At 73.3% G+C, this 12,371-nt stretch carries 11 protein-coding genes; 10 read left to right on the plus strand and 1 reads right to left on the minus strand.

The window, feature by feature from the left end; all coding sequences use genetic code 11:
• Nucleotides 1-50: 50 nt before the first annotated feature.
• Nucleotides 51-1,796, minus strand: coding sequence for a dolichyl-phosphate-mannose--protein mannosyltransferase (locus ACWCO8_RS25135; RefSeq protein ID WP_451034150.1), 1,746 nt, complete (start codon nucleotides 1,794-1,796; stop codon nucleotides 51-53).
• A gap of 52 nt (nucleotides 1,797-1,848) precedes the next feature.
• Here ACWCO8_RS25135 and rsmI point away from each other — a divergent pair, with 52 nt between their 5' ends.
• The 10 genes from rsmI (at nucleotide 1,849) to ACWCO8_RS25185 (ending at nucleotide 12,366) form a co-directional block, all read left to right on the plus strand.
• Nucleotides 1,849-2,721, plus strand: a complete 873-nt coding sequence (gene rsmI / locus ACWCO8_RS25140; RefSeq protein WP_451034151.1) for a 16S rRNA (cytidine(1402)-2'-O)-methyltransferase — start codon at nucleotides 1,849-1,851, stop codon at nucleotides 2,719-2,721.
• Nucleotides 2,722-2,891: 170 nt separating this feature from the next.
• The gene (locus ACWCO8_RS25145) at nucleotides 2,892-3,368 is read left to right on the plus strand and encodes a hypothetical protein (RefSeq protein WP_451034152.1); all 477 of its coding nucleotides are present in this window, start codon (nucleotides 2,892-2,894) and stop codon (nucleotides 3,366-3,368) included.
• A 60-nt stretch (nucleotides 3,369-3,428) separates the two neighbouring features.
• On the plus strand, nucleotides 3,429-4,298 hold the full coding sequence (locus ACWCO8_RS25150; RefSeq protein ID WP_451034153.1) for a TatD family hydrolase: 870 nt from the start codon (nucleotides 3,429-3,431) through the stop codon (nucleotides 4,296-4,298).
• A gap of 103 nt (nucleotides 4,299-4,401) precedes the next feature.
• Nucleotides 4,402-5,685: a ubiquitin-like domain-containing protein gene (locus tag ACWCO8_RS25155; RefSeq protein WP_451034154.1), complete on the plus strand. Its 1,284-nt coding sequence runs from the start codon at nucleotides 4,402-4,404 to the stop codon at nucleotides 5,683-5,685.
• Between the two features lie 55 nt (nucleotides 5,686-5,740).
• A complete protein-coding gene (rsmA, locus tag ACWCO8_RS25160; RefSeq protein ID WP_451034155.1) occupies nucleotides 5,741-6,613 on the plus strand; it encodes a 16S rRNA (adenine(1518)-N(6)/adenine(1519)-N(6))-dimethyltransferase RsmA in 873 nt (290 codons plus the stop codon).
• Nucleotides 6,614-6,720: 107 nt separating this feature from the next.
• The gene (locus ACWCO8_RS25165; protein WP_451034270.1) at nucleotides 6,721-7,641 is read left to right on the plus strand and encodes a 4-(cytidine 5'-diphospho)-2-C-methyl-D-erythritol kinase; all 921 of its coding nucleotides are present in this window, start codon (nucleotides 6,721-6,723) and stop codon (nucleotides 7,639-7,641) included.
• A gap of 52 nt (nucleotides 7,642-7,693) precedes the next feature.
• Nucleotides 7,694-8,233, plus strand: coding sequence for a GNAT family N-acetyltransferase (locus ACWCO8_RS25170; RefSeq protein ID WP_451034156.1), 540 nt, complete (start codon nucleotides 7,694-7,696; stop codon nucleotides 8,231-8,233).
• Nucleotides 8,234-8,334: 101 nt separating this feature from the next.
• On the plus strand, nucleotides 8,335-9,090 hold the full coding sequence (locus ACWCO8_RS25175; RefSeq protein ID WP_451034157.1) for a hypothetical protein: 756 nt from the start codon (nucleotides 8,335-8,337) through the stop codon (nucleotides 9,088-9,090).
• Between the two features lie 89 nt (nucleotides 9,091-9,179).
• A complete protein-coding gene (locus ACWCO8_RS25180; protein WP_451034158.1) occupies nucleotides 9,180-10,505 on the plus strand; it encodes an acyltransferase family protein in 1,326 nt (441 codons plus the stop codon).
• A 193-nt stretch (nucleotides 10,506-10,698) separates the two neighbouring features.
• Entirely contained in the window at nucleotides 10,699-12,366 is a 1,668-nt protein-coding gene (locus ACWCO8_RS25185; RefSeq protein ID WP_451034271.1) for a serine/threonine-protein kinase, read from the plus strand.
• Nucleotides 12,367-12,371 lie beyond the last annotated feature (5 nt).

The raw sequence follows: 12,371 nt of genomic DNA on the forward strand, positions 1-12,371 counted from the left end.
AGGCGAGGCCTGTGACATCGGATGGTGACGGCCCGACCTGCGGGCCCCCGCTAGACCCACGTGTCCAGCCACATCCGATTCCGCCACTGGTCCATCGGGATCGATGTGCCCGTGTAGATCGGCCAGAAGTAGATGAAGTTCCAGACGATGAGCAGGACCAGGACTCCCGCCCCCACCGCGCCGAAGGTGCGGCGGCGTTCCGAGGAGCCTGCTGGGCCGATCATCGCGCCGAGCATCATTGTGACCGCCAGACACAGGAACGGGACGAAGACCACCGCGTAGAAGAGGAAGATCGTGCGTTCCTGGTAGAGGAACCACGGGAGCCAGCCCGCCGCGATGCCGCAGGCGATCGCGCCCGCGCGCCAGTCGCGGCGGAAGAACCAGCGCCACAGGACGTACAGGATCGCGAAGCAGGCCGCCCACCACAGGAGGGGCGTGCCGAGGGCCAGGACCTCCTGGGCGCACTTCTCCGTCGCGGTCGACGGGCAGCCCGCCGTGCCGGGGGCCGGGGACTCGTAGAAGTACGAGACCGGGCGGCCCAGGACGATCCAGCTCCACGGGTTTGACTCGTACGTGTGCGGCGAGTTCAGGCCCACGTGGAACGTGTAGACCTCGCTCTCGTAGTGCCACAGGCTCCGCAGCCAGTCCGGGAGGACGGCGGACCAGAAGCCGCCGCCGTTCACCTTGTCCTGCTCCGCTGCCCAATTGCGGAAGTAGCCCTTGTCCGTGACGATCCAGCCCGTCCACGTCACCAGGTACGTGACGATCGCGACCGGTACGACAGAGACGAACGCCGGCAGCAGGTCGCGCTTGATCACCGCGAGGTACGGGCGCACCGCGCCCGCCGTGCGCCGGCCGCCCACGTCCCACAGGACCGTGAGGAGCCCGAAGGCGACCATCACGTACAGGCCGTTCCACTTCGTCGCCGCCGCGAGCCCCAGCGACACCCCCGCCGCGAGCCGCCACGGTCGCCAGCCGAGACGCAGTGTCTCCGCCACGTCCGCGTCAGGCCGCAGCACCCCCTCCTCGTCCTCCGGGAGCGCCGCCGCGAGCCGCCGCCTCGCCCAGTCCCGGTCCAGGACCAGGCACGCGAACGACGCGAGCACGAAGAACATCAGGACCTGGTCGAGCAGCGCCGTACGGCTCATCACGAAGTGCAGGCCGTCCACCGCCAGCAGCAGGCCCGCCAGGCAGCCCAGGAACGTGGAGCGGAACAGGCGTCTGCCGATTCGGCAGAGCATCAGGACCGAGAGTGTGCCCAGCAGCGCCACCATGAAGCGCCAGCCGAACGGCTCGAAGCCGATGAGCTTCTCGCCCAGACCGATGACCCATTTGCCCATCGGCGGATGGACGACATAGCCCGGGTCCGTCGGGATCAGGACCGAGTCCGGGTCGTTCAGGATCGACTTGTCGATGTCCTTCGGCCACGCACCCTCGTACCCCTGGTTGATCAGCGCCCAGGAGTCCTTCGCGTAATACGTCTCGTCGAATATCACCGCGTGCGGCTTGCCCAGGTTCCAGAACCGCAGCACGCCCGCGACCAGCGCCACGAGCAGCGGACCGCCCCAGCCGGCCAGCCGCCACACCCGCTCCCCCGCGCCCGCCGAAAGCCCGAGCAGCGACCACATCCGCGGCGAGGGGCGCGTGTACGGCGGTACGAGACGCTCCCGGAGGCCCGGGCCCGCGACGCTCTTCGGTGGGGGCGTGTAGCCGAAGCGCCGCAGACGCTGCTGCCACGACGGGGGCTCTTCCACGGCGCGCTGACCCTGCAGGGTCTCCGGTGCGGTACTGGTCACCGCGCCATCGTAGGGAACGCTTCTGTGCGAGTCCTCCGTCCGGGCTGCGAGGATGACCCTTGTGACAGGAACGCTGGTACTCGCAGGAACGCCCATCGGGGACATCGCGGACGCGCCGCCGCGGCTCGCGACCGAGCTGGAGAGCGCCGACATCGTCGCGGCCGAGGACACCCGGCGGCTGCGCGGCCTCACCAGGGCCCTCGGCGTGCACACCTCCGGCCGGGTCGTCTCCTACTTCGAGGGCAACGAGTCCGCCCGTACGCCCGAACTGGTCGAAGCCCTCGTCGGCGGCGCCCGCGTGCTCCTCGTCACCGACGCCGGCATGCCCTCCGTCTCCGACCCCGGCTACCGGCTCGTCGCCGCCGCCGTCGAGCAGGACATCAAGGTCACCGCCGTCCCCGGCCCCTCCGCCGTGCTGACCGCGCTCGCCCTCTCCGGGCTGCCCGTGGACCGCTTCTGCTTCGAGGGCTTCCTGCCCCGCAAGGCCGGCGAGCGCCTCGGCCGGCTCCGCGAGGTCGCCGACGAGCGCCGCACCCTCGTCTACTTCGAGGCCCCGCACCGGCTCGACGACACCCTCGCCGCGATGGCCGAGGTCTTCGGCACCGAGCGCCGCGCCGCCGTCTGCCGCGAACTGACCAAGACGTACGAGGAGGTCAAGCGCGGCGGCCTCGGCGAGCTCGCGGAGTGGGCCAAGGACGGCGTACGGGGCGAGATCACCGTCGTCGTCGAGGGCGCCCCGGAGGCCGCCCCCGCCGAGCTGGACGCCGAGGAGCTGGTGCGCAGGGTGCGGGTGCGCGAGGAGGCGGGGGAGCGGCGCAAGGAGGCCATCGCGGCGGTCGCCGCCGACGCGGGGCTGCCCAAGCGCGAGGTCTTCGACGCCGTCGTCGCCGCGAAGAACGCCGACGCGAAAGCGGTAAAGCCTTGAGGAGCCCTCGAATCGGTAAAGAGCTATCGTGAAAAGCAAAGCGAAACCCGCGCGGCAGGCTCCTTGAAGGCCTGAGAGCAAGGGAAGGCAAAAGACCCTTCCATTGTTCGACCGGCGCTGATGCGCTCCGGCCCGAAAAGGCGTCCACTGATCAGTGGAGAGGAGCTGGCATGAGTGAGATCACCGGCACCGGCATACCCGTCGCCCACGAGGCGTACGCCTTCGCCTGCATGCGTTGCGGGTACGGCTGGGAGCAGGCGTACGACATCGAGCACCACGTCGACGCCGCCGGCCAGGAATTCATCGTCTACAAGGCCGGTGGTGAGCGGGTTCCCTCACCGCTGTCCAGTCCGACCTGCATGAACTGCAGCGGACATGTCGTCCGCATCATGCGCGCGGGGCAGGTTTCCTCGGTCCTGAACTCGTGGGAGCAGTCCCACCACCGGAACGTCTCCGGTACGGCGCACAGGCCCGCGACCCCGGCCGGACCGATCGGCATGGCGGGGCCGATCGGGCAGGACCTGGAGCGCGAGGAGGGCCCGGCCGCCCCGACGGGTGACGTGCCCGGGCCCGTGCACGTCACGGAGGAGGAGTCCCGGGGCTGGCGCCTGTCGGACCTGCTGCGGCCCTTCCAGCGCAAGCACTGAGCACCGAGCCCTACCGGGCCTTCGCGCGGGTGAACTCATGGCCCTCGTACGATCGGGGCCATGAGTTCGAAGGACGCCCCGCCGCCGCTGCCCGAGCCGCTCCCCCTCCCGGTGGCGGATTCCCACACGCACCTGGACATGCAGTCCGGCACCGTCGAGGAGGCCCTCACCAAGGCCGCCGCCGTCGGCGTCACGACCGTCGTCCAGGTCGGCTGCGACATCAAGGGCTCCCAGTGGGCCGCCGAGACCGCCGCCGCCCACGAGCACGTCCACGCCGCCGTCGCCCTGCACCCCAACGAGGCGCCCCGGATCGTCCTCGGCGACCCCGACGGCTGGTCCCGGCAGGGCGCCCGCGACGCGGGCGGGGACGCGGCCCTGGACGACGCGCTCGCCGAGATCGACCGGCTCGCCGCCCTGCCGTACGTCCGCGCCGTCGGCGAGACCGGCCTCGACTACTTCCGTACCGGCCCCGAGGGCATGGCCGCCCAGGAACGCTCCTTCCGCGCCCACATCGAGATCGCCAAGCGCCACGGCAAGGCGCTCGTCATCCACGACCGCGACGCCCACGCCGACGTCCTGCGGGTCCTGGACGAGGAGGGCGCGCCGGAGCGGACCGTCTTCCACTGCTACTCCGGCGACGCCGAGATGGCCGCGATCTGCGCCGCCAAGGGCTACTACATGTCCTTCGCCGGCAACATGACCTTCAAGAACGCCCAGCCGCTGCGCGACGCACTCGCCGTCGCCCCGCTCGACCTCGTCCTGGTCGAGACGGACGCCCCGTTCCTGACCCCGGCGCCCTACCGGGGGCGGCCGAACGCGCCGTACCTCATCCCGGTGACCGTCCGCGCGATGGCCGCCGTGCGCGGGATCTCGGAGGAGGAGCTGTGCGAGGCGATCGGGGTGAACACGGCCCGCGCCTTCGACTACTGAGGCGTCTACTGAGGCCTCCCGAGATCACCCTTGCGTAACGGTTACGTGCAGTAGCCGGGTCGTTTTGGAGAGTGATCGCCGCCGGGGCTAGGGTCCCGGCCTCGTGAGCACTTCCCAGGGCAGTCACCGCTCCCCGCGGCGTTCGGAGCCGGCGCCGACGCCGGCGCCCGTGTCCGTCCACGACCAGCTGACGCAGGCGGCGGTCCTCCTCCCGCCCCAGGGCCAGGCCCAGGCCCCGGGCCCGCGCGTCGAGGCCCGGCGCGCGGCCCGCCGCCGCAAGGCCAGGTCGGGCCCTGCCGAGAGCCTGCGGCGCATCGTCCCGCAGGCCCTGGTCGTCGCCTTCCTGGCCGGCGGCACCAGCGCCTTCGTCGCCAACGACAAGGCGATCCGGCTCTCCGTCGACGGCGTCCCGCGGACCCTGCACACGTTCGCCGACGACGTCGAGGAGCTGCTCGCCGACGAGGGGCTCGCCGTCGGCTCCCACGACATCGTCGCCCCGGCTCCCGGCGCCGACCTGGCCAGCGGCGACGAGGTCGTCGTCCGCTACGGCCGCCCGGTCGCCCTCACCCTCGACGGCCGGCGCCGCCAGGTGTGGACGACGGCCAGGACCGTCGACGCCGCGCTGCGCCAGCTCGGGGTACGGGCCGAGGGCGCCTACCTCTCCGTCTCCCGCTCCGCGCCCATCTCCCGCCGGGGCCTCACCCTCGACGTCCGGACGGAACGGACCGTCACCCTCCTCGCCGACGGCCGCGAGCGGACCCTGCGCACCAACGCCGCCACCGTCCGCGAGGCCGTCGAGGAGGCCGGGATCACCCTCTCCGGCCAGGACACCACCTCCGTGCCGCCCGGCTCCTTCCCGCGCGACGGCCAGACGATCACCGTCATGCGGATCACCGGCACCCAGGAGATCCGCGAGGAGCCGATCCCGTACGCCGTCGAGCGGACCCGCGACCCCGAGCTCTTCGCGGGCACGGAGGTCGTCGAACGGCAGGGTGTCCAGGGCGTGCGCCGCGTCACGTACAGCCTCCGGACCGTCAACGGCGTCCGGCAGAAGCCCAGGAAGACCGGCGAGGAGATCGTCCGCGAGCCCGTCACCCAGAAGGTGAAGGTCGGCACCCGGCCGCTGCCCACCTCCGTCGCGGGCGCGGACGGGCTCGACTGGGGCGCGCTCGCCGCCTGCGAGTCCGGCGGCCGGCCGAACGCGGTCGACCCCTCGGGGACGTACGGCGGGCTCTACCAGTTCGACCCCGGCACCTGGCGCTCGCTCGGCGGCAGCGGCGTCGCCCAGAACGCGCCCGCGTCCGAGCAGACGTTCCGGGCGAAGAAGCTGTACGTGCAGCGGGGCGCGAGCCCCTGGCCGCACTGCGGCCGACGCCTCCACCGGTGAGCCTCCCTGGCCGCACGCGGCCGACGCCTCCACCGGTGAGCCGTAGGCTGTACCGGTGAGCACCACCACCGGCCCCGAAGGCCCCGACGCCCTCCTCGGCCCCGCCGACATCCGTGAACTGGCAGCAGCCCTTGGCGTGCGCCCCACGAAGCAGAAGGGGCAGAACTTCGTCATCGACGCCAACACGGTCCGGCGGATCGTCCGCACGGCCGAGGTGCGCCCCGACGACGTGGTCGTGGAGGTGGGCCCCGGGCTCGGCTCGCTGACCCTGGCGCTGCTCGAAGCGGCGGACCGGGTGACGGCCGTCGAGATCGACGACATCCTGGCGGGCGCGCTGCCGTCGACGATCGAGGCGCGGCTGCCGGAGAAGAAGGACCGGTTCGCCCTGGTCCACTCCGACGCCATGGACGTCCAGGAGCTGCCGGGCCCGCCGCCCACGGCCCTGGTCGCGAACCTCCCGTACAACGTGGCCGTGCCCGTCCTGCTGCACATGCTCGACCGCTTCCCGACCATCGAGCGGACGCTCGTCATGGTCCAGGCGGAGGTCGCGGACCGGCTGGCGGCCAAGCCCGGCAACAAGGTGTACGGCGTGCCGTCGGTGAAGGCGAACTGGTACGCCGACGTGAAGCGGGCCGGCTCGATCGGCCGCAACGTCTTCTGGCCCGCCCCGAACGTCGACTCGGGCCTGGTCTCGCTGGTCCGCCGCACGGAGCCGGTCGCGACGACCGCCTCCAAGCGCGAGGTCTTCGCGGTCGTCGACGCGGCCTTCGCGCAGCGCCGCAAGACCCTCCGCGCCGCCCTCGCCGGCTGGGCGGGCTCGCCCGCCGCGGCGGAGGAGGCCCTGGTGAAGGCCGGCATCTCGCCGCAGGCGCGCGGCGAGTCGCTGACGGTGGAGGAGTTCGCGAGGATCGCGGAGGCGAAGGCGTGAGCGGGACGGGTACGGGGACGGGCGTGGGCGGCGGTACGGCGTCGGGTACGGCCGCGGGTTCGGCAGCCGGTACGGGTACGGGGCTGGGCGCGGGCACCGCGTCCGGCGTGGGTGCTGGTACGGAGCCGGGTGCGCCCCGTGTCACCGTGCGCGTGCCCGCCAAGGTCAACGTGCAGCTGGCCGTCGGTGGGGCGCGGGCCGACGGGTTTCACGACCTGGCGAACGTCTTTCTCGCCGTCTCCCTCCACGACGAGGTGACGGCGACGCCCGCCGCCGAGCTGACGATCACCTGCGAGGGTCCCGACGCGGACAAGGTCCCCCTGGACCGCACCAACCTGGCCGCGCGCGCCGCCGAGCTGCTCGCCGCCCGGCACGGGATCTCCCCGGACGTGCACCTCCACATCACCAAGGACATCCCGGTCGCCGGCGGCATGGCGGGCGGCAGCGCGGACGGCGCGGGCGCGCTGCTCGCGTGCGACGCGCTCTGGGGCCTGAACAGCTCCCGCGCCGAACTCCTCGAGATCTGCGCGGAGCTCGGCAGCGACGTGCCGTTCAGCCTCGTCGGCGGGGCGGCGCTCGGCGTCGGCCGCGGTGAGCGGCTGACCGAGCTCCCGGTGGGCGGCGGCTTCCACTGGGTCTTCGCCGTCGCCGACGGCGGGCTTTCGACACCGGCGGTGTACGGCGAGTTCGACCGCCTCAACGAGGGCGTCACCGTCCCCGAACCGGCCGCCTCGCCCGCGCTCCTGGACGCCCTGCGCACCGGCGACGCGACCGCCCTGGCCGGCGCCCTGGCGAACGACCTCCAGCCGGCGGCCGTCTCCCTGCGCCCGTCCCTGACGGCGACCCTGGAGGCGGGCACGGCGGCCGGCGCCCTGGCCGCCCTGGTCTCGGGTTCCGGGCCGACGACCGCGTTCCTGGTGAAGGACGAGGACGCGGCCCGCGCGGTCGCCGACGCCCTGATCGCCTCCGGCACCTGCCGCACCGCGCGCGTGGCGACGTCCCCGGCCCCCGGAGCCGTGCTCCTCTGACCGGCCCTTAATCCGATTGCGGTCGGAGAACCCGGTCGGATAGGAAGCTCGCATGCTGAGGGGAACCAAGATCGGGCTCAGGGCCCGGCACGAGGAAGACATCCCGATCCTGCGGACCGAGCTCTACGACGACGTGGTCAACGGCTCGCGGGCCGAGAGCGGCCCGTGGCGGCCGATCACGCCCGGCTCGAAGGATCCGCGGCTCGTGGTGGACGACAAGGAGCAGGGGCACGTCCCGTTCTCCGTCGTCGAGCTGGAGGGCGGCACGCTCGTCGGCACCGCGACCCTGTGGGGCATCGACACCCACAACCGCTCCGCGCACATCGGCCTCGGCCTGCTGCCGGCCGCCCGCGGGAAGGGCTACGGCACCGACGTGGTCGCGGTGCTCTGCCACTACGGCTTCGTCGTGCGCGGGCTGCAGCGGCTGGGCATCGAGACGCTCGCGGACAACGCGGCCATGCTCCGCTCCGCCGAGCACAACGGCTTCGTCCGCGAGGGCGTCCTGCGCTCCTCGGCGTGGGTGATGGGCGAGTTCCTCGACGAGGTGCTCCTCGGCCTCCTCGCCGAGGAGTGGAAGCCGAACGCCGGCTAGGGCGGAGGCTCCCCGCCCCTCGGCTTCCAACGAACCCATGGGTTAAGGGAGTTGCTCCGGATAGGCTCGCCCTCGGTGATGATCGGCTGGGGGAGGCTGGGATGCACGGTAGGGAACTGGCGCGTGCGGCGATCCGGTTGCTGACGGAGGGCAGGCCCGCCACCCAGGAGGGGGCCGAGCGGCAGGCGAAGGTCCGGGTGCTCGTCGAGGACCGGCTCAGCCGCGGCAAGCTGGGCGAGGCGGCGCTGGAACGGCTGCGGCACGAGCCGGGCGAAGCGGCCGCCTCGATCGCCGCGGAGGTCCTGGCGGACGAGATCGCCCGAGACACCGCCTTCGCCGCACTGCTGACGGACGTGGTCGGCGCGGGCGGGAACAACGCGGACGCGGTACCGCCCGGCCCCGTACCGCCTGGCGCCGTACCGCCCGGCCCCGTACCGCCCGGTCCCGTACCGCCCGGTCCCGTACCGCCCGGCGTCCCGCCGGTGCCTCCGAAGCCGCCCTTGTCGCCCTCCGCCGGGACGGCGCAGCCGCGGACCGGGACGCAGGGCCCGCGCTTCCGGCCTCCGCTGCCCCCCGCCTACTCGGGCCGGATGTGGGTCATCCTGCTGCTCGGCCTGCCGCAGGCGATCGTCACGTACGTGGTCCTGAGCGTCCTGGTCTCGACGGCCGACGGCAGCATGGGGGGCATCGTCGGCGTGCTCTACGTGTTGCTGGTCCTCGTCATGGCGGCCGGCCTGGCGACGTCCGTCGTCCTGGCGGTCCAGCTGCTCCGCAGATTCACCAGCGCGGCCCTCATGACCGGGGTGATCATCCACTCCCTCCTGCTCCTGCGGATGGTCTTCCGCGCCTTCCTGTGAGGCGCGGGGGTTCGCGCCGCACGTACTCAGAGGCCGGTTGAGTATCCGCGCCCTGACGGGCCGTGGGGTGGGCGCGCGACCGTACGCGTATGGGAAACAACGGAGTCAGGGGCGTCAGCGCGCGGGAGCTCGCCGCCGCCACGCCCGCGACGCGTGACCGGTACGTCGATCTGCTGCGGGTCGCCTCGCTCGCGGTCGTCGTCCTCGGGCACTGGCTGATGGCGGCGGTGACCTCCGACGGGTCGGTCGGCAATCTGCTCGCCGTCGTGCCCGAACTCCAGGTCGTCACCTGGGCGCTCCAGGTCATGCCGGTCTTCTTCTTCGTCGGCGGCTTCTCGCACGCCCTCGCCTACCGCTCCCGCCCCGCGTACGCGAGCTTCCTGCGCGCCCGGCTCCAGCGGCTGCTGCGGCCGACCATGGTGTTCGTCGGGGTGTGGGGCGCCGCCGCGCTGGTGATACAACTCCTCGGGGCCGACGGCGGGCTGACCGGGGTCGCGCTGCGGCTCGTCACGCAGCCGCTGTGGTTCATCGGGATCTACCTCGCGATGGTCGCGTTCACGCCGCCGCTCGTGAAGCTGCACGAGCGGTGGGGATGGGGCGCCTTCGGCGCGCTCGTGGGCGGGGCGGTCGCCGTGGACGTGCTCCGCTTCGCGTTCGACGTGCCGTTCGTCGAGTTCCTGAACTTCGCCTTCGTCTGGCTGGCGATCCACCAGCTCGGCTTCCTGCGCGCCGACGGCATGATCCGGCTCCCCGGCGTCCTCGCCGGCGCCGGGCTGCTCGCCGCCGCCGGGCTCGTCGCCCTCGGCCCGTACCCGCTCTCCATGGTCGGGATGCCCGGCGAGAAGGTCTCCAACATGGCCCCGCCGACTCTGGCGCTCCTGGCCCACGGCCTCTGGCTGGTCGGCGCGGTCGAGCTGCTGAAGGGCCCGGGCGCCCGGTTCGTCGCCCGTGCCGGGGTCTGGCACAAGGTCGTCGTCGCCAACGGGATCGCCATGACCGCCTTCCTGTGGCACCTGACCGCCATGCTCGGCGTGTACGGCGCCCTCCTCGCCCTCGACGTCACGCTGCCCGCGCCCGCGACCGGCGCCTGGTGGGCGCAGGTGCCGCTCCGGATCGCCGCCGCGGCCGTCCTCACGGGCCTGCTGGTCGCCGCCTTCCGCCGCTTCGAGCGCCCGCCCGCCCGACGGGCCGCGCCCACGAGCGCAACGTCTGCCGGCGGTCCGGTCGCCGCCCTCGGCATCACCCTGGCCCTCTTCGGCATCCTCGGCCTGTCGATGGTCGGCTTCGGTGGGCTCCTGGAGGGGCGTTCGGCCACCCTGATCGCCCTCCGGATCACCGCCCCGGCCGCGGTCGCGATGGCCCTCGTCGGCTGGCTGCTCGTGGAGCGGGTGGGGCGGGGGTCACGTCCTGCCTGAGTGAGGGTCAGGTGAGGAAGTCCCGGCCGTTGACGGGGGTCCGGTCGGCTGCGCCTACGCTGGTGGCCTTGCGGTGAGCGGTACGACGATCTGATCGGAGCGGGTACGGGTGACGGGGGCGAACGGCGCGGAGCTGGTCGGCGAGGTTCTCGGCGGGCGGTACCGCGTGACCGCGACGATCGGGCGCGGTGGCATGGGCGTGGTCGCCCGGGCGGTGGACCAGGTGCTGAACCGCGAGGTCGCGGTCAAGGTGCTGCGGGCCTTCACCGACGCCTCGCCCGCCGAACTGGCCGACCTCCGGGTCCGGATGGAGCGGGAGGCGCAGGCCGCCGCCCGGATCCGGCACAGCGGTGTGGTCACCGTCCACGACGTGATCGAGGAGCGGGGGCTGCCCGTCATCGTCATGGAGCTGGTCGACGGGCCCTCCCTGGACGACGTCCTCACCGAGCGCGGCCCGCTGGACCCGCGCGAGGCCGCCGCGATCGGCGCCCGGCTGATGGACGCGCTCGACGCGGCGCACCGGGCCGGGGTCCTGCACCGGGACGTCAAGCCGGGGAACGTGCTCCTGGAGCAGGGCGGCCGTGTCGTGCTCACCGACTTCGGCATCGCCAGCATGGACACGTCCGGCGACGAGGCCCTCGCCAAGCTGACCCAGAGCGGCCAGATCGTCGGCTCCCTCGACTACCTGCCGCCCGAGCGCGCCCAGGGCCAGGAGCCGGGGGCCGCCTCGGACATCTGGGCGCTCGGCATGACGCTGTACGCGGCCGTGGAGGGCGCCTCCGCCTTCCGCCGCACCTCGGTCTGGTCCACGCTCGCGGCGATCGTCGGCGAGCCCCTGCCGGAGCCCCTGCGGGCCGGGCCGCTCGCCCCCGTGCTGCGGGCGCTCATGGCCAAGGACCCGCGGCAGCGGCCCGACGCCGCGCGGGCCCGCGAAATGCTGGAGGCGGTCGCCGCGGGCGCGACGCCGGACGTGACGACGAACCTCGCGCCCGGGCCCGTACCCGCACCCGTGCAGACCCCGGCCCCCGCCCCCGCTCCCGTACAGCCCCCGCCCGGTGCCTTCGGTCCCGCTGCCGAACCGTTCCAGCAGCCGTACGCGCAGCCTGCCCCGCCCCCGGCCCCGCAGCAGTACCCGCACCCGGCCGCCGCCGCCGTCCCCGGTGCCCCGCAGCCCGCCGCCCCGCCCGCGAGCAGCTCCGAGAGCCGCACCGAGGTCGTGCGCGCCCGGCGCCGTCGTACCCGTACCGTCCTCGCGGCCGCGGTCGCCACCGTCCTCGTGGGCGGCGGCGTCGCCTACGCGCTCATGAACACCGGCGACGAGCCGGGCGGCGGCGGCTCGCAGGCGGCGCCGCCCGCGGCGAACGCGCCGGCCGACGGCGACCTGTCCGGTACCGGCGGCGGCGCGGGCGACGACCAGCCGACCTCCCCGGGGGACCTGACGTCCATGGACCCCGGCGAGACCCGGTCCGCCACCCCCACCCAGCCGACTCCCACGCAGAAGCCCGACGACAAGCCGTCCGCGAGCCCCTCCGCCAAGCCGTCCACGTCCGCGAAGCCCACGCCCACCGCCACGGCGACGAAGCCCACCCCGGTCTCGACGGCGTGCACCGGCTGGACGCACGCCAACCGCAGCGACGGCTTCGGCTACCTGTCGCAGAACTCCCACCTCTACACCGGGCCGTACGCGGACTGCGGCTGGACGTCCCCGGTCAAGGACGGCGCGAAGATCTACTACCACTGCTACGTCACCAACGCCCACGGCAACAAGTGGATCTGGGCCCGTATCCAGAACACAGAGACCGAGGGCTGGGTCTTCGCCGACAAGACCACCGGAGGAAGCGGCAACCTCAACCGTTGCTAGGCACG

Source organism: Streptomyces sp. NPDC001927 (assembly GCF_053594455.1).